17 protein-coding genes are annotated in these 18,468 nt (G+C 44.7%); 2 read left to right on the plus strand and 15 right to left on the minus strand.

Annotated features, from left to right (window positions below; genetic code table 11):
- Positions 1-52: 52 nt before the first annotated feature.
- The 13 genes from obgE to NE671_RS02300 all read right to left on the minus strand — a co-directional run bounded on the left by obgE (position 53) and on the right by NE671_RS02300 (position 12,541).
- Positions 53-1,342, minus strand: a complete 1,290-nt coding sequence (obgE, locus tag NE671_RS02240; RefSeq protein ID WP_256163598.1) for a GTPase ObgE — start codon at positions 1,340-1,342, stop codon at positions 53-55.
- A gap of 64 nt (positions 1,343-1,406) precedes the next feature.
- Positions 1,407-1,694, minus strand: coding sequence for a 50S ribosomal protein L27 (gene rpmA, locus NE671_RS02245; RefSeq protein ID WP_015525168.1), 288 nt, complete (start codon positions 1,692-1,694; stop codon positions 1,407-1,409).
- A 5-nt stretch (positions 1,695-1,699) separates the two neighbouring features.
- Complete coding sequence (locus tag NE671_RS02250) at positions 1,700-2,020, minus strand: ribosomal-processing cysteine protease Prp (RefSeq protein ID WP_092069983.1); 321 nt, start codon at positions 2,018-2,020, stop codon at positions 1,700-1,702.
- A 12-nt stretch (positions 2,021-2,032) separates the two neighbouring features.
- On the minus strand, positions 2,033-2,338 hold the full coding sequence (rplU, locus tag NE671_RS02255; RefSeq protein ID WP_015525170.1) for a 50S ribosomal protein L21: 306 nt from the start codon (positions 2,336-2,338) through the stop codon (positions 2,033-2,035).
- A 141-nt stretch (positions 2,339-2,479) separates the two neighbouring features.
- A complete protein-coding gene (locus tag NE671_RS02260; RefSeq protein WP_334292420.1) occupies positions 2,480-3,703 on the minus strand; it encodes a ribonuclease E/G in 1,224 nt (407 codons plus the stop codon).
- Positions 3,687-4,403: a TIGR03936 family radical SAM-associated protein gene (locus NE671_RS02265; RefSeq protein WP_334292737.1), complete on the minus strand. Its 717-nt coding sequence runs from the start codon at positions 4,401-4,403 to the stop codon at positions 3,687-3,689. The genes NE671_RS02260 and NE671_RS02265 overlap by 17 nt, the downstream gene beginning before the upstream one ends.
- A complete protein-coding gene (locus tag NE671_RS02270; protein ID WP_173740292.1) occupies positions 4,378-6,249 on the minus strand; it encodes a TIGR03960 family B12-binding radical SAM protein in 1,872 nt (623 codons plus the stop codon). Before NE671_RS02270 ends, NE671_RS02265 begins: the two co-directional genes overlap by 26 nt.
- Before the next feature lie 434 nt (positions 6,250-6,683).
- On the minus strand, positions 6,684-7,574 hold the full coding sequence (locus NE671_RS02275) for an alpha/beta hydrolase (protein ID WP_022427261.1): 891 nt from the start codon (positions 7,572-7,574) through the stop codon (positions 6,684-6,686).
- 32 nt (positions 7,575-7,606) lie between these two features.
- Positions 7,607-8,068 carry an NUDIX hydrolase gene (locus NE671_RS02280; protein WP_022427260.1) on the minus strand — a complete coding sequence of 154 codons (462 nt, stop codon included), beginning with the start codon at positions 8,066-8,068 and terminating at the stop codon, positions 7,607-7,609.
- A gap of 22 nt (positions 8,069-8,090) precedes the next feature.
- Complete coding sequence (locus NE671_RS02285; protein WP_022427259.1) at positions 8,091-9,017, minus strand: AEC family transporter; 927 nt, start codon at positions 9,015-9,017, stop codon at positions 8,091-8,093.
- Between the two features lie 39 nt (positions 9,018-9,056).
- Positions 9,057-10,505 (minus strand): DNA/RNA helicase domain-containing protein, encoded by a 1,449-nt coding sequence (locus NE671_RS02290; protein ID WP_256163599.1) that lies wholly within the window; start codon positions 10,503-10,505, stop codon positions 9,057-9,059.
- 21 nt (positions 10,506-10,526) lie between these two features.
- Positions 10,527-11,228: a DNA alkylation repair protein gene (locus tag NE671_RS02295; protein ID WP_173740293.1), complete on the minus strand. Its 702-nt coding sequence runs from the start codon at positions 11,226-11,228 to the stop codon at positions 10,527-10,529.
- Positions 11,225-12,541 (minus strand): Na+/H+ antiporter NhaC family protein, encoded by a 1,317-nt coding sequence (locus NE671_RS02300; protein ID WP_256163600.1) that lies wholly within the window; start codon positions 12,539-12,541, stop codon positions 11,225-11,227. The genes NE671_RS02295 and NE671_RS02300 overlap by 4 nt, the downstream gene beginning before the upstream one ends.
- A 314-nt stretch (positions 12,542-12,855) precedes the next feature.
- Here NE671_RS02300 and NE671_RS02305 point away from each other — a divergent pair, with 314 nt between their 5' ends.
- Positions 12,856-14,439: a glucose-6-phosphate isomerase gene (locus NE671_RS02305; protein ID WP_256163601.1), complete on the plus strand. Its 1,584-nt coding sequence runs from the start codon at positions 12,856-12,858 to the stop codon at positions 14,437-14,439.
- An 87-nt stretch (positions 14,440-14,526) separates the two neighbouring features.
- Positions 14,527-15,357, plus strand: coding sequence for a Cof-type HAD-IIB family hydrolase (locus NE671_RS02310; protein WP_092069966.1), 831 nt, complete (start codon positions 14,527-14,529; stop codon positions 15,355-15,357).
- A 96-nt stretch (positions 15,358-15,453) separates the two neighbouring features.
- On the opposite strand, the gene NE671_RS02315 is transcribed toward NE671_RS02310, so the two are convergent.
- Positions 15,454-16,896 carry a DUF6935 domain-containing protein gene (locus NE671_RS02315; RefSeq protein WP_110104110.1) on the minus strand — a complete coding sequence of 481 codons (1,443 nt, stop codon included), beginning with the start codon at positions 16,894-16,896 and terminating at the stop codon, positions 15,454-15,456.
- A 294-nt stretch (positions 16,897-17,190) separates the two neighbouring features.
- Complete coding sequence (locus tag NE671_RS02320) at positions 17,191-18,447, minus strand: competence/damage-inducible protein A (protein WP_110104111.1); 1,257 nt, start codon at positions 18,445-18,447, stop codon at positions 17,191-17,193.
- Between the last annotated feature and the right edge of the window lie 21 nt (positions 18,448-18,468).

Raw genomic sequence — 18,468 nt, forward strand, 5'->3', positions numbered from 1 at the left:
TTCCTTGTTTTGGTTCAAGGTTACGAACGAGCACCGCGAGTTTCGCAATTACCTAATAATAATCAAAATAAAAGCCATACATACGAACCGTATCGCCTTCCTGGATGCCGGCTTTTTCCAGTTCCTCCAGGATACCGCCCTCTTTCAGGAATTTCTGGAAGAAGGCAAATCCCTTCTCAGAATCCAGATTTGTATAGCCAAGCATTTTTTCAATCTTAGGACCTTCCACAAGGAATACTTCCGGATCTTCCTCGCTGCGCTCCACAGTAAACGGAAGATTTTCATTTACAAGAACATCTTCCGGGAAGAATTCCTGTTCAAACACTACCGGTTTCATCGGGCTCTTATCTAGAAGCTCTTTCACATGGAAAAGGAGTTCTCTGACACCCTGCCCGGTAACGGCTGAAATTGGATAAACCGAAATACCCTGTGGCTCAAATTCTGCTTTCAGTTGATCAATAGGGCTTTCTTCGCCATCATCAAAAATACAGTCAATCTTGTTGGCTGCGATCACCTGCGGTCTTGCTGCAATTTCCGGATTATAGGCCTCCAGTTCTTTATTGATCTTGTGGATATCCTCCACTGGATCACGACCTTCTACGGAAGCGGCATCTACAATGTGGATGATAACTCGTGTACGCTCAATATGACGGAGGAATTCATGTCCAAGTCCCACACCTTCTGATGCACCCTCGATCAGTCCCGGGATATCAGCGATAACAAAACCGCCGTTATCAGTATCTACAACGCCAAGATTAGGGCTCAACGTTGTGAAATGATAGTTGGCGATCTTCGGCTGTGCATTTGTCACACGGGAAAGGAAGGTAGATTTACCAACATTCGGAAATCCTACCAGACCAACATCTGCGATCACTTTAAGCTCAAGGAGAACCTCAAGTTCCTGAGCCGGCTGTCCAGGCTGGGCATATTTCGGTACCTGCATGGTAGCTGTTGCATAGTGCTGATTGCCTTTTCCACCACGACCGCCTTTTAATACGACCTGTCTGCGATTCTCACCGGACATATCCGCGATGACCTTGCCGGATTCCGCATCCATGATCACCGTACCTTCCGGAACCTTCAGGACCACATCCTTACCGTCTGCACCATGGCAGCGTTTTTTACCGCCTTCCTGGCCATCCTCAGCTTTATATTTTCTTCTGTGTCTGTAGTCTCCGAGAGTATTCTGGCCCTCGTCGATCTCAAAAATCACATCACCGCCACGGCCACCATCGCCGCCATCCGGCCCGCCATTGGGTACATACAGCTCACGTCGGAAGCTTACATGTCCGTCGCCGCCTTTACCGGAGCGGATAATGATCCTTGCTCTATCTGCAAACATATTACACCTCTATTCCAAAAAAAGGCTCCAAACCGGATCGATTTGAAGCCTTTTACCTATTTCATTACTCTGCGTCTACAGGAACGATAGAAACCTGTTTCTTATCGCGACCTTTTCTTGTGAATCTTACGACTCCGTCTGTAAGTGCAAATAAAGTATAGTCTTTACCGCAGCCTACGTTTTCACCTGGGTGAATCTTGGTTCCGCGCTGTCTGTAAAGAATGTTTCCGGCTTTTACAAACTGTCCGTCTGCTCTTTTCGCACCTAATCTCTTAGACTCGGAATCACGACCGTTCTTTGTAGAACCAACTCCCTTTTTATGTGCGAATAACTGAAGGTTCATCTTCATCATTGTTGTTACACCTCCTTGACTTTTACTGTCAAATATCGATTGTTATAACTACCAGCAATTTCCGTCAGACCGAGAAGTAAGGAATCCATAAGGAGCATCCCCCGTTCAGAAAGATCATTTCTGAAATGAATGGAAACAAATCCATCCTCTTCCTGCACATCAAATTTATCATCTGTGAATTTCTCAAGAGAATTCACCGTGGTAATGATCAGTGCAGATACCGCAGCACAGACAATATCCTGTCCGGCTTCTGCATAACCGGCATGTCCCTTCGAAATAAATTCTTCATAAGATCCGTTTTTCTTTCTGACTTTAATTGTAATCATGATGACACCAGATTAACCGTTAATCTTTTCGATCTTAACTTTGGTGTACTGCTGTCTGTGTCCGTTTTTCTTGTGATATCCAGTTTTGCGTTTGTATTTGTAAACGATGACCTTGCGATTCTTACCGTTTTCAACTACAGAAGCGGTAACACTGGCATCTTTTACATCCTCGCCAACCTTTAATCCGTCATTGCTGACTGCGATCACGTTGTCAAATGTTACGGTTTCACCAGCTTCTACACCGAGCTTTTCAACTTTAATTACGTCACCCTCGGCAACCTTGTACTGTTTACCACCTGTTGCAATAATTGCGTACATCTGTGGCACCTCCTAATTATTTACTCGCCAAATTCGGTGGCTCCTGTTCTGAAACTGAAGCTCTTTAACCTCTTTGTGCGGCATACTCGATTATCATAACAGTGACATACTGTTATGTCAATAGTTTTTTTGATATTTTTATTATTTTTTTGTAAGCTCCCGGATGTCCTCGATCACCGGACGTCTTACTTTCTTTCTGGTCATTTCCAGGATATGCAATGGTGTGATATCAATGGCCCTACTCTTTACCGGATCTTTTCTGAGGAGCTTCTGTAAAACATGAAAGAGTTCATCTCTGTGATCCGGATTTTCCATGTTGATAAAATCGATCAGGATAATACCTGAAAGATTACGCAGCCGCAACTGCCGGCCGATCTCCGCAGCCGCTTCCAGATTGATCTTGCGGAAGGTTTCTTCCATTTTCTTCTTTCCGGTATATTTTCCACTGTTTACATCAATGGATACAAAGGCCTCCGTCTGCTGGATCACCAGAAATCCGCCGCTGTTCAGCCATACTTTTTCTTTCTGGATCGCATCCAGTGCAGTTTCCACACGATACAGCTTATAAAGCGGAAGAAGTTTGTCCTGATAAAAACGAAGCTTTTCTTTAAGCTCCGGGCTGATCTCTTCCAGATATCCCAGGATCATTTCTCTGATTTCCGGCACATCGGTAATGATCTCATCCAGGTCACGACCATAAGCATCCCTTACAGCCGCCACATAAAATGGTTCTGTCTCCAGTACAAGACTGAAACAGGTACGGTTCCGTCCCTGAACTACGGCTTTATGGTAGCGGCCCTTCAGCCACTCCAGTTCCTTCAGGATCTCTTCTTTGGAAGCGTCTGCGGCATTGGTCCGGACAATGATACCGAATTCCTTATCCGGACGCTCTGCTTCCTCTTTCAGCCATCCGCTGAGGCGATGGCGATCTTCCAGTGCCAGCTTGGAAGACAGACCAAACTTTTTATCTCCTGTAGTGAGAACAAGATATCTTCCCGTAAAATTCAGATTGGATGTCAGTGCCGGAAGTTTTCCCTTCATGGCATCCCTGCTCACCTGTACCAGGAGCTCATCTCCAGGCCGCAATGGTCCGTTTCCTTTTCTTCCTGCGGAAAAAACAGCTCTCTGTGCCTCTGCAAGAGAATAGTAGCATCTCTTTCCAGGCTCGATCTGCACAAAAGCCGCCTGGATATTGGATGCGATATTTTCGACCTGTCCGGTATATATATTTCCAAGAATGGATTTTTCCTGATCGGATTCCAGTCGGATCTCAACGATCCGTTCCTCCTCCGAAAGGGCCGCTACTGTACAGGGCACACCATGGATCTCCATTCTTGTTATGATCAGTTTACTCAATTTCCTCACCTAATGATTCCAGAGTCACAAAACGTGGGCTTGCATTTTCTCCTTTATCGGCATACATTTCCAGACGTTTCACTGTGAAGGCAAATTCCGGAAGTTCTTCTCCAATCCAGTGGAAAAAGGTGTTTGTTACCATCTCCGGCTTCGTATAATTAGAGCTTGCAGATGCCAGCATATAAAAGAACCCATTCTCTCTTACTTCCATTTTATAGATATTCGGACGAAGATCGATCTCCTTTTCGCTGCGCTTGGTCTGCTTGGTCACTTTGATCTCCGGCTGTGCCAGAAATTCTTTCACACGGCTTTTCCAGTCAATAGAAGGCTCTTTGCCCGGACGGAACTCCACAAGATAATCTGCTGCTGCCACCAGTGCCATCGCTTTACCCGCTTTTCCATCCTCTACCTTGCGGACGCTAACGATATGCATCCCCTCTGCCATCTGTTCCTCCAGACGGGCTGCGATCTCTGCAGTAGGCATATCTTCTGCCATTTCCAGGTCAAAATAATCTCCGAGACTCTCCATCCCCACTCCAAGTGGAACCGCAAAAGACATGATCATATGCGGGCTGTATCCACCGGAAAACGCTACCGGAAGCTCTGCACGACGAAGTGCTTTCTGGAAATAACGCATGGTATCCAGATGTCCCACAAACTTCATAGGACCCTCTTTGCTGAATTTAATTCTTACCTTCAAGGCAGACACCTCCTTTAAATTTCATAGCTCCACATGCGGAACATTTCTGACGGCAGTTTTCCGTCACAACACCCTCTTTTGCACGCTGCCATTCACGCTCCAGGAATCTGCGGCTGACACCGGTATCAATGAAATCCCATGGAAGGATCTCATCCAGGCTTCTTTCACGAAGTGTGTAGAATGTCATATCCACTCCGCATTCAGCCATAGCTTCCTTCCAGATATCATAATCAAAATTTTCTGTCCAAGCATCGTAAAGGGCACCTTTTTCATAAGCCTTCAGGATCACATCCGCGCATCGTCTGTCCCCGCGTGCGAGAAATCCTTCCAGAGCTGTTACATCCGGTTCATGCCAGTTATAACGGATACTTCTCTGATTCAGCTGAGCGCGGACTTCATTTTTAACCACCTTGGCTTTTTCCACAAAATCCTGCTCTGTATACATTGGTGCCCACTGAAATGGGGTAAACGGCTTCGGCACAAAGAAAGATGTGCTGACGTTGATCTGTACCTTGCCTTTACGCTGTTCTTTCGGAACCACCTCATAATAGGTCTCTGCGATCTTCTGTGCCAGATGAGCAATTCCCTTCATATCGTCTTCTGTTTCTGTGGGAAGACCGAGCATAAAGTAAAGCTTCACCTGATTCCAGCCACCCTTAAATGCTTCGCCCGCACCATGGAGGATCACTTCCTCTGTCAGACCTTTGTTGATAACGTCACGAAGTCGCTGAGAACCAGCTTCCGGAGCAAAAGTCAGGCTGCTTTTCTTTACATCCTGCACTTTACTCATAACATCCAGTGCAAACGCATCGATCCTGAGAGATGGTAAGGAAATATTAACAGCCTTTCCATGAAACTCTTCGATCAGGAAGTTCACCAGTTCTTTCAGCTGGGAATAGTCACTGGAGCTTAAGGAACTAAGGGAAATCTCTTCGTGTCCTGTATTTTTCAGCATGATACGCGCCGATTCCTTCAAAGTCTCCACATCACGTTCACGGGTCGGACGATAGATCATACCTGCCTGGCAGAAACGACAGCCTCGAATGCATCCTCTCTGGATCTCAAGAGTTACACGATCCTGTGTTGCCTTAATGTGAGGAACGACCGGTGCCTCCACAGCACGATATTCCTTTTCCATATCAATGATCAGCTGTTTCTGGACCTTCTCAGGAACACCATCCGCCGTCGGTGCAAAGGATGCGATCGTACCATCTTCTTTATAGGTAACTTCATAGAGAGACGGAACATAAATTCCAGGAATCTTAGCTGCTGCCAGAAGGAAATCTCTCCTGCTGCCGCCAGCCTTTTTATTGGCCTTGTATGCATCAAAAAGTGCATCATAAACCGTTTCCCCTTCTCCGATATAAAACATATCAAAAAAAGGTGCCAACGGCTCCGGATTATACGCACAGGCACCGCCACCGATCACAATAGGGAAATCCTCACCACGGTCTGCGCTCTTCAACGGGATACCACTGAGATCCAGTACCTGCAGAATATTGGTGTAGCACATTTCGTACCCAATCGTAATTCCAAGAAAATCAAAATCCCGGATCGGTTCCTGGGATTCCAGTGCAAACAACGGAATCTTCTTCTCCCTCATCACCTTATCCAGATCCGGCCATGGAGAAAAGAGGCGCTCACACCAAACATCCTCACGCTGGTTGAACATGTTGTAGAGGATCATCATACCGAGGTTGGACATGCCGATTTCGTAGACATCCGGGAAGCACATTGCAAAACGGATTTCTACCTCATTTTTATCTTTCATTACAGAGTTGACTTCGCCGCCAATATAGCGGGCAGCTTTATCAACTTTGAGCAAAATTTCATCACTTAATGCTAATTTTCTCATTCTATCCCTTTCTAAAATTAGTAATATTTCACAAAGAATTTAAAGATATAAAATTCAGTGAAACATCAAAAATGTTTATATTTGTAAGCCAATTCTTGTGTAAAAAGTTGCTATAAAATGGTGCCCAAAACCCCGTTTGGTCAAAAATGGACATTTTTTCAACTTGCCAACAATGGTTATCATTACCCACAAACAGTTAATATCCTGCGGATTTTCGCGAACTTATCGTAAAGAAAAATGGCATTTTGTATATTAAAATACAATGCAATGCCAAATATCATTAATAGCACAAAATTGACATACCTTCTCCCTATTATAATCATCTATGGTTAGGATTTCAAGAAAATTGTGTTCTTAACTGTATATAGCGATTGCATCCTTGTGCAGGGAGAATAATCCGGATCCGGACTCCAGTAAGGTTTCCTGGCATTTCATCAGTATTTAAGAAGAAATTCCACCATCTGCGTATTTGCACGTTTACTTTCCTCCATTTCAGGAAAAGTTGTACTAAAAGCATGCGGAAGTTTTTTGTCCACCTCATAATCTTCAAGATGACAGATCACACCGGCTTTTTTTATCGCTTTTGCATACTGTCTGCTGTAATTTCGAAAAGTATCTCCATAAGCTGTGACCAGAAATGACGGTGGCAGGTTTCGGATAATTTCTTTGTTTTCCGGATTTATATATGGATAAAACGAACTCTTTTTCCAGTGTTTCCCGTAAATATAGGAGGGAAGAAAAATCCCTATACTGTCCGGTTTGGTTGTATAATACATTCCACTTGCCAGACCCAGCGCCCGAATTTTCAGATCATTTGGAACAACCTGAAAAGCCTTTGCCAATTCAGGACTTTTTAACATAGCGGCCAGATATACGCACAGGCTCGCCCCCGCACTGGTTCCTGTCATATAAATATGTTCTCCGTCACCATCATAGGTTTCAAAATATCTCTTTGCATTTCCCATTCCTGTCATCAGATCCTTAAGAATCTGCGGAAACAACGCTTCCGGTGCAAGCGGATATTCAAATGAGAACACCAAAAAACCTCTCTGACTCATTTCTGCACAGAACAAATGGCCCTCTTCTTTTTTCCCAAAGAGAAAACCGCCTCCGTGCAGGTTAAACATGACTGGAAGTTTTCCTTCATAATTTCGGGGACGGTAAATATCCATGAAATGACAGGGCTTTCCATCTCCCATATAGTCAATGTCACAAATGAGTTCCACATCTTCCGGAAACGGATATTCCGCTTCATGTTTTTTCAGAAAATTATCAAGAAGTTTTTCTTTTTTTGCGGTTTGCTGTGCAATCATTTTATTAAACATGATTTTCCCTCCAGCTATGAAACAATCTACTATTAATACAAATGAATTTTCTTCTCTACAAGTCTGTCACCTTCATACTGCAATTTTACAGAAAAAAAGCGTTTTTCTCCTGAAAGGAGCAGATCAAGAAATACCTGATCCCCCTCCCATGCCGGAAGATTCGGCACCATGGCTTTGTCAACCCAGCAAAGTTCTCCCTCATCACATTCAATCAGTTCTCCTGTATATTCATCGGCTGTGAACACACACATAAGTTCTGATTCGCATTCACTGTTTATAAATGTCACCAGGCCACGGAACTTATAGGAGGTAAGTGTCAGCCCTGTTTCCTCTTTCACCTCACGAACAAGGCATTCTTCCGGAGTTTCCTGACTTTCCACATGCCCGCCAACGCCGATCCATTTGCCCTCATTCATATCATCCTGTTTTTTTACTCTGTGAAGCATCAGGAATTTATCATCGTTTTCTATATAACATAATGTCGTTGTCGTCATTTGATCCCTTCTTTCAGTTCCATCATCCTGCCACTGCCAGTGTGATATAAACCAGGATTGAGACCACACAATACAGAGAATTTGTTGTGGATGCATAGGCACTGCTCTCTTTCTTTCTCAGAAAAGTCTGCATACTGAATGTAGCAGGCGAGGACATATATGTAATAACCGCCAGGTTCAGAAGCCTGGAACCTCCTACCAAATATTTTACTGCCATGAGAACTCCCGCAATCATCACTGCCTGCAAAAGGACTCTCAGCAATATGGTTTTGAGGCAGGGGCTGATAAGTTCCGGCGCAAGTTCCATACTGTACCCAACTACAATAAGAATAATCGGCGTAATGGCCGTTGTCAGAATATTCTCCACACTGAGATAACAATTGCCAAAAGGACTGTCCAGAAGCCGGGTGATCATTCGTGTCAGTCCCACAATAATTCCAAGAACCGTTCCTATAAAAGCAGGGGTTCGCAATGCACTGTAAAACAGGCTTTTTGCATTGATCTTTTCCCCGTTTTCCGTCTGTCCCAGCATTCCCATATACACACTGAATCCAAAAAGAAGTCCCGCAATATCCAGCACTGCAATCTGTGAAAGATTTTCGCTACCACAAAGACTTGTATACAACGGGTAAGCCATCATTCCACCTTCATAGATACAGATCAGAAACGGAAGATATTTCTTATATGGCTCGTCCATAAATCTTTTCATCCAGAATCCTGCCCCAAATGAAATCAAGAGCATCACAAACATGATCAGAACCAAAATTCCGATCTTTCCACTGTACTCTGCTGTTGCCAGTGCATGAAAAATTGCCACAGGAAGCATAATATTTGTTACCAGTGTTTTCATGTTATTGACACCACTCTGATCTAAAAGTTTCCATTTTCTGCACAGGATTCCAAGAATGATCATCGCCAGTACAGGCAAAACAATCTCCAAAACTTCCATCTCTCTGTCTTCCTCTCCATTGTCTTTAATCTTTTGTTTTTATCTGTTTCTGTGCATCTGCAAAATCTCCATCATCACTTCATATACCGCCATATTCTCTCTCACCACCAGAGCCAGGCTCTCTTTCGCCTGATTCAAAAGATGAAAAAGTTTTCGTACACTGGAATATTTTTCCGCGGAGCACCTGGATCTTAAATATCCTTTTTCGTCGTAATAATACTGTTCATCCAGCAATACAACGATCTTCTCCGCATCTCTCACTGCCTGGATACCAAGCTGTCCAGAACCCTCTGGCATCCGCTGCTGATACCCCTGTCCCGCAAAATCATTCAGAAAATTTTCCACCTCGCGGTCATTATTGGCATACACCACTGCAATATGCGAATACCATCTGGGGCTTCTTTTTTCCGGCAGGTGCATCATGTTCTGGATAAAAGAGGAAAGTTCCGCATTGGTACGGATCCGGTTTGTCAGATGGAATTTCTGGATCTCCGGCAGATTTCCCAGGCTTTCCACAATGCTACGATCCATCTCTTCCGGTGAGATCACATCCTCGGAATCACTGGAAAAGATCACCGGCCTGTGCTCACTCCATGTAAGCAGAACCGATAATTTTTCCAGGGACAGAAGATGTGCTTCATCTACCAGAATGCTGCTGTAACAGCCAAGATCCGTCGTTCCGTCCAGCTGAGTATCTGCCAGAAAATCTATCCGCCGCAGACGTTCATGAAGAATCTTCCATTCTTTTCCCGCCTCTCCACAGTGAATGATACAGACTCTCTGGCGCACGGACAACTTCATCGCAATATCATAAAGCAACAATGTTTTTCCGGTTCCTGGAAGTCCGCTGAACCAGAAATATCCTCCTCTTTCTCCACGTATTCTCTTCAGAATCTGCCGTTCAATATCTCTCTGCTGGGAAGTAAGGAAATACTCTTTTTTGAGAAAACGCTCCGGTTCTGTCAGCGGAGAGATCAGATAAAGCTCTGCCTGAAACAGATCCTCGATATCTCCCTCATAGTCCGGGCTTTCTTTCCCCAATGCAATACATAGCTGTTTCCAATCCCCCTCCACAATGTGATCATGATTGGTCAGTCTCACCAGATGATCTTCACTGCTGATATAGGTATAAGACAGGATCGGTTTTCCAAAAACAGACAGATAATACCGGTTCTGGATCAGCTGTCTCCGGATAGCCTCGTCCGACACAATGCCGCTTTTCAGTTCAATATTCACGATCTGGTCATCTTTGATCTGAAGAAGATCGAACTCCTTTCCAAGCTTCGGGATCTGAAACGAATAGAAAAAGCGCAGCTTATACACTTCCTCCATATGCAGTTCCAGTTGCTTCACCAGTGCTTTCATACTTTCCAGTTCCCATTCTTTGATCCTGAGAAAAAAATCTCTGCCGGAAAGCTGGCGTTCCAGCTTCTGGACACATTCCATATTCTGATTTCTTGTAAGTGCATAGATTGATATTGCCTTCATATTCCAACCCTTACCTGCTGTTTATTTCTTTATCCGCAGTGTCCTGAGATGATCCTTCTGCTCCTGTGTGATCCGGTAGCTTTCAATGGATTTCTGGATCGTCTTATTATGAGTCCAGATATCCATTCTCTGCTCTTCCAAGAATGGAAGGATCTTCTCATACTGTTTTGCCAGTGCTGTAGCAAAATACCAGGCTCGCATCATATTTACATAATATTCTTCCGAGCGGATCGCTGCCACTTTCTCCGGATATTCCGGTTTAAATCCTTCGTCCAGATAATGGCGCATCAGCATACTGATCCCGAACCGGATGGTATAAGGCTTATCCGACTCCATCCAGCGATAAACCTCCCGGATAAATATATCACGGTGTTTTTTCATCATATGGAGCGTCAGCAGATCACAGGTCGCCCAGTTATCAATATGCGGAAGAAAACACTCCAGTTCTCCCAGACATTTATCATAATCTCTGATCTGCTCGATCAGCAGGCCATGGAGATTATTTTCCTCATAATACTGATGAGGAAGAACCTTCAGGAACATTTCGGATCTTTCTGTTTTTCCAAATTCTTTTGCAAATTTCCGGAGTATCGGTGTCCGGATACCGATGATCTTTTCTTTCTCCACAGTCGGAACCAGCCTTGCATGAAAATCCCGATATCCTGTATCCTGCATTTCAAACAGTCTTTTCCGGACATCCCGGATCATCTCTTCCTGATTCATTTATCATCCCCGCCTTTTATACCAAAGATCGCGATCAGAGAACTCACAAGCAGAAGCATGGGGTAAAACAGTTTCGGCATGATCTGAAAAGCAGAAAGCTCAAATCCCAGTTCCTTTGCCGCAGAAATGGCAACCAGCATCTGGGCTCCATATGGGATCACCCCCTGGAAAATACAGGAAAATGTATCCAGGATAGAAGCTGTCTTTCTGGAAGTGATCTTATATTCCAGCGCCATTTCCTTTGCAATGGGGTTGGCCATAACAATGGCCACCGTATTATTGGCTGTTGCGATATCCATAGTTCCAACCAGAAGTCCCATACCAAGAAGTCCGCCTTTTTTCCCTTTAAAAACTCTCTGTATTCCGGAAAGCAGTGCTTCAAAGCCTCCATGCTCCCGGATCAGCGCACACATGGCTGCTACAAGGATAGCCACCATACATGTCTCAAACATCCCGGAAACACCGGAGCCAATATTTGTCAGAAGCTCCACCGGCGTGATATGTCCTCCAAGAAGCATGATAAATGCGCCGGAGACAATTCCGATCAGAAGTACCACAAATACATTGATGCCGATAATCCCGCCAATCAGCACCAGAACATACGGAAGGATCTGCACAAGATGATAATCCTGTACCACTCTTCCCTGAATCTCTGTCTGAAAAGACAGGATAAGGATCAGGATCAGTGTAACAACAGCTGCCGGAAATGCGATCCAGAAATTTTCCCGGAATTTATCCTTCATCTGACAGCCCTGACCGTTGCAGGCTGCGATCGTGGTATCAGAAATAAAAGAAAGGTTGTCACCAAACATGGCTCCTCCCATCACCGATGCCACACAAAATGCCATATCAAAACCGGAAGCTTTGGAAACCGCTACCGCAATAGGGGTAAGAAGCGTGATCGTCCCAACGGAAGTTCCCATAGCCACAGATACGAAGCAGGCAACTACAAACAATACCGCAACAGAAAAACGTGCCGGTATCAGAGAAAGCATACAGTAGGCCACACTTTCTGCACTGCTGCGCCCCACAACACCCACAAAAGAGCCTGCGGTCAGAAAGATCAGAAGCATGGTGATGATATTTTTATCTCCTACTCCTTTTGCCATAAGCTCCAGCTTTCTGTCAAAGCTGATCGTTCTGTTCTGAACACATGCCACCAGGATCGCAGACAGAAAAGCCACAACGATCGGTACATTATAAAATCCCATAGGGATCTTCATCACATACTCAAACAAAATCCCCAGTCCCAGATACAGGACCAGAAAAACACCGATAGGCAGCAGTGCGATCACATTTCCTTTTTTCTTCATTTCCTCCATAAAACAATTCCCTTCATCACTTATTATTTTCCCGGTTTTTTTCTCCGGGTGATCTGTTTTCTATCATATCATATTTCCCCATTCCTGTCCTGCTGCTGACGGAAACTTCTTCATATTTCCGTCACGATCCTGTTATCTCTGATATTTTTTACCTTATTTAACAAGATTTTCACCAATTAAATCGTTCCTTCCGTTGAAATCCAGAGCTTTTTTCAGTATAATTGGCTGTAGACAATTGTGAAAAAGATATCCGAAGGATTTATGGTGATATCTCTGATCACAGTCATTAAAGGAGGAATATGATTATGGCAACATGGAAAAATCTGGACACTCTTGCTTCTTACAGCAAACTTAACAGTCTGAAAGATCACGTGAACATTGCAGAAGCAATGTCCGGCGAGCAGGGTGCAGAACGTGTAAAGAAGTACAGCGTACCGATGGCAGCAGGTTTGGCTTACAATTACGCAGCTAAGGAAGTGGACGAGACCGTTCTTGACGCACTTTCCAAACTGGCTGATGAGGCAGAACTGATCGAGAAATTCCAGGAATTATATAACGGCGCAGTGATCAACACAGGCGAGAAACGTATGGTCCTTCATCATCTTGCACGTACACAGCTTGGCGAGCCTGTTGTTGTTGACGGTGTGGACAAGCGAGAATTCTATGTAGCTCAGCAGAAGAAAGCTGCAGATTTTGCAAACAAAGTACATGCAGGCGAGATCACAAATGAAGCCGGTGAGAAATTCACTACGGTTGTACAGATCGGTATCGGCGGAAGTGACCTGGGACCGCGTGCATTATATATCGCACTTGAGAACTGGGCAAAGGCAAACAACACCTTCAAGATGGAAGCAAAATTCATCAGCAACGTTGACCCGGATGATGCAGCTGCTGTTCTTGCATCTGTAGATCTTGCTCACTCTCTTTTCATCGTTGTATCCAAATCCGGTACAACACTTGAAACTCTGACAAATGAGGCATTCGTAAAAGACGCCCTTACAAAAGCGGGCCTGAACCCGTCCAGACATATGCTTGCTGTAACCAGTGAGACTTCTCCTCTGGCAAAGAGCGATGACTACCTTACCGCAATCTTTATGGATGACTATATCGGCGGACGTTACTCTTCTGTTTCCGGTGTAGGCGGAGCAATCCTTTCCCTGGCATTCGGACCGGAAGTATTCGCAGAGCTGCTTGACGGAGCTGCCGAGGAGGATAAGCTTGCAACAAATAAGAACATTCTTGAGAACCCGGATATGCTGGATGCCCTGATCGGCGTTTATGAGAGAAATGTACAGGGATATCCTTCTACTGCAGTTTTACCATACTCACAGGCATTAAGCCGCTTCCCTGCTCATCTTCAGCAGTGTGATATGGAGTCTAACGGTAAATCTGTAAACCGCTTTGGTGAGCCGGTGGATTATGTGACCGGACCGGTGATCTTTGGTGAGCCAGGAACCAACGGACAGCACTCCTTCTACCAGCTTCTGCATCAGGGAACCAATATTGTTCCGCTTCAGTTCATCGGCTTTAAGAAGAGCCAGCTTGGTGTTGATGTTGATATCGAGAACAGCACAAGCCAGCAGAAGCTCTGTGCAAACGTTGCAGCACAGATCGTTGCTTTTGCATGTGGAAAAGAAGATGAGAACCTGAACAAAAACTTCAAGGGCGGACGTCCTTCCAGTATCATTGTTGGTGAGGAACTTACACCGAAGTCTCTGGGTGCGCTTCTTGCACACTTTGAGAACAAGATCATGTTCCAGGGCTTTGTATGGAACCTGAACAGCTTTGACCAGGAGGGTGTACAGCTTGGTAAGGTTCTTGCAAAACGTGTTCTCGCTCATGATACAGACGGAGCACTGAAAGTTTACAGTGATCTTCTTGATATCTGATAAACAGATAGATACCGTCCCGGAAAATGTTTTTTCGGGACGGTTTTTCTGTATATGTGACCTTAACCGGGAAAGGAAATCTTAAATATGCAGCAGATAAAAATGATCGGTCTTGATCTGGACGGAACTCTTCTGAATACAAAAAAAGAACTCACAGAAAATACCAGGCGCGTTCTCAGGGAAGCTATTGATGCAGGTATCCTTGTTCTGATGGCTACCGGCCGGCCATATACCGGCATTCCCGCGGAACTGAGAAATTTTCCGGGAATTCACTATGCTCTCACCTCCAACGGAGCCAGAGTCCTTGATACAGACCATAATAAACTTCTTATCGAGCAGCTTCTTCCCATGGAAAGTGCAAAAAAAGCTCTCCGTATCTTTGAAAAATATGATACTTTAAGTGAGATCTATTTTGACGGCCAGGGATATGCAGACGCTGCCAAGCTTGATAATGTAGGAAAATACCATCACGACCCTAATATGTGGAATTATGTCCGTACTACCCGTATCGCGGTTCCGGACATCCAGGATGTCATTACAAAAGAAAACAGAAGCATGGATAAAGTCCAGGCGCTTTTTGCAGACATGGAGGAACGTGCCGCCGCCTGGAAGGAATTAAGTGAACTTAAGGAGCTGGAGCTTGTAGGCTCCTTAAGCTACAATATTGAGATCAACGCCGCCGGTGTCAACAAAGGAACCGCTCTTGTTGCTCTTGGCGAAATGCTGGGAATCCCAAGGGAATCCATTATGGCATGCGGAGACGGTGACAACGATGTCCATCTTCTCCGGGAAGTCGGTTTTGGCGTAGCCATGGCCAATGCACAGCCCCAGGTAAAAGAAGCAGCCGATTATATTACTGCTTCCAATGACGAAGACGGTGTAGCACGCGCCATTGAAAAGTTTGCGCTGCACCGATGAGATATTCTATTATGTATGCCCAAAAGGAACCGACAGTTTTTACGCTGTCGGTTCCTTTTTTAGAATGGGATTGAATAGCGGTACATTCACATTCGATCAATATTCATAGTTTCCTGCCGGCTGTTTGATCCTGGTAAGAAGATCATGCCAGGACTGGTCCCAGATATACCATTTTCCGGTTTTGGAGTGCTTATATGTACAGATCCATCTGGAACTGTCGCTGCCTGCAAAATCAGTAAATGATCTGTAGATCGCAGGAGTGGTCTGAGTCGGTTCAAAATACGGGATATCTTCACTGATGGAATTTCCCTTACCCGGAAGTGTGTCCTGTCTTAACGTAATGGAAATCGGTTTAGACGGAGTATAATTGTTGGCTGGAGTTGCTCCGTTCAGGTAAGAATTGCCAAGATATTTATATCCGTTATCCGCTTTCATACGATCCCTCAAAAAGTTTTTGTAATACTGAGTCATCTCTTTATTATTGAGATAAGAAATCATCTCCTCGCAGTCCGTCGGATTGGTCGGTGTCCAGGTACGATATGCAAGGATCAGCAGAGCCATGGTCTTATAGCGTCCGTCTGCCGTTGTGATATCATACTGTTTCAGTTCCTCTGCATTGGTCGGGATCGTGGTAAAGGTGTAAGTATAGGTATTTATCGTTACATTAATGACTTCCTTCTGTCCTTTATCATTGGTGATCTCTTTTTTTGCAGATTTAGTTCCTTTTGTAAGAACCGGCTCCACCTGTTTCTTTACTGTCTGTGTCACGTGGACAGTACAGCTGCCTCGCCAGGTACTCTTATCCCGGACCTGGATCTTTGTTGTTCCCACATTCACTGCCGTTACCTTGCCTTTACTGTCTACAGTTGCAACAGATGTATCATCACTGGTCCATACAAGAATCTCTTTATAATTCTTTACCTGAAGCTGTCTCACATCACCTTTATTCATATTTAAGGTGGTGTCACTTAAAGATGGTTTCGGCACCGGTGTAGGTGTCGGCTTCGGTTTCTGCGCTGCTTTTACTGTAACCTTACAGTTGAATTTCTTCGTATTTGCCTTCGCTGTGATCACTGCTGTTCCTTTTTTCACTGCGGTGATCTTTCCTTTGGAATCCACACGTGCGATCTTCGGATTGGAAGAAGAATATTTCACCTTCACAGTTGTTCCTGTCAATTTAATGGCACTGGATTTCTTTTCTGTTAATGTCAGCGATGTCCTGCTGAGCTTCGGTGTTTCTACCTTTACAACACATTTATACGTTTTTTTGCTTACCTTTGCATAGATCGTTGCGGAACCTTTATTTTTGGCAACCACCTGACCTTTGCTGTTTACGGTCGCAACACTCTTTTTGGAAGATCTCCAGGCAACCTTCTGCCTGGTTCCGGTAACCTTAAGTGTTGTCTTCTCACCTTTTAAAAGAGTTACTTTTGTTCTGTTCAGTTTTGGTGCGGCGCTGACCGTCACACTTCCAAATGCCATCGTAAAAATAAGGCTGATCAGCAGCACAAAACACAATAGATTTTTTCTCTTTTTCATTCTGATTTCCCCCTTTCCGGTAAAACGTATATTTACGTCATATATTGCTTTAATCACATTTTAGAGGAAATCCCTTATAAAAACACTAGCACTTATGATAGTATCCTTGTAAATATGATCGTTTATATTCTTTCATCGCCCATACCGGGGCTTATTGTCAGGAAACAAAAATAAAACAGGACTGATTTTTGATACAGATACTTGAAATCGAAAGTTTCATCTGTTTAAAAATCAGTCCTGTTATATAAAAAATATCATGGTTGATCCGTAATAGCAGGCAGATCAAGACATTCGCTATCTGCTCATAATGATACAGTCACGTAACATCGCCAGTGCATGCGCTGTAGTCTGCTCGCGGATCCGCATGCGATTTCCTGTAAAGTGGAACTCTTTGGCAATAGCCTTGCCCTTATAGCAGCAGCCCATAAATACAGTACCAACTGGAGTTTCCTTTGTTCCGCCTCCCGGTCCTGCCAGACCCGTCACGGAAATACTGATGTCTGCTCCGGATGCTTTGCAGGCGCCCTTTGCCATTTCTCTGGCACATTTGGCGGAAACTGCCCCCTGCTCCTTCAGAGTACGCTTCTTCACTCCCAGACATTTATGCTTGGCCTTGTTACTGTAAGTCACAAAGCCATAGCCAAACACCTCAGACGCACCGGATACATTGACAATGCGCTGGGCGATCATACCGCCGGTAAGCGATTCCGCCAGGGAAAGCTTCAGATCTTTCTCTTTCAGAAGATCGATCACTGCTTCCTCCAGTGTCTTGCTCTCATCTGTAGCGAAAACATTCTCTCCAAAACGCTTCTTTAGCTCCTTGACAACCGGTTTGATCAGCTTTCTGCAGGCCTTTTCATTCTCTGCGCTTGCTGTCACACGAAGATGCACTTCACCGGTTTTTGCATAAGGTGCAATGGTAGGATTGGTCTGGCTTTCGATCAGATCCTGGATTTCCTCTGCTACCTGACTCTCACCGATCCCGCTAATCTTTACCATCTGGGACACAATGATCTCCGGCTGGTTTTTCTGCAGATATGGGACCACGTACTCCTCGAACATGGGCTTCAGCTCATTGGGAGGTCCAGGAAGAAGGATCGCGGTTTTTCCTTTTTTCTCAAGGATCAGTCCCGGAGCAGTTCCGTTATGATTGTCAAGAACAATGGCTCCCTCAGGAACCATGGCCTGTTTATAGTTGTTCTTCGTGATACGTCTCTGAGGATTGTTTTTCTCATATTCCTTCAGATATTTATCGATCAGTTTCCTTGAGTGGGAATCTTCCTTAAGAGACATTCCCATCAGATCCGCAGTTACTTCCTTGGTGATATCATCCTCTGTTGGTCCAAGACCTCCGGTGAGGATCACAACATCGGAACGATCCAGTGCAGTACGGATCACGTCACGCATACGGCCTTCATTATCACCTACTACATCCTGATAGTAAACACTTAACCCAAGCAGGGCGCATTTTTCAGAAAGATAGGCGCTGTTGGTATTTACGATATTTCCTAGAAGGATCTCGGTTCCTACGGATATCAGTTCTGTGATCATGAAAAGAAACTCCTTTCGTAT

The sequence above is a fragment of the Blautia sp. DFI.9.10 genome (genome assembly GCF_024461705.1).
GTDB lineage: Bacteria > Bacillota > Clostridia > Lachnospirales > Lachnospiraceae > Blautia_A > Blautia_A fusiformis.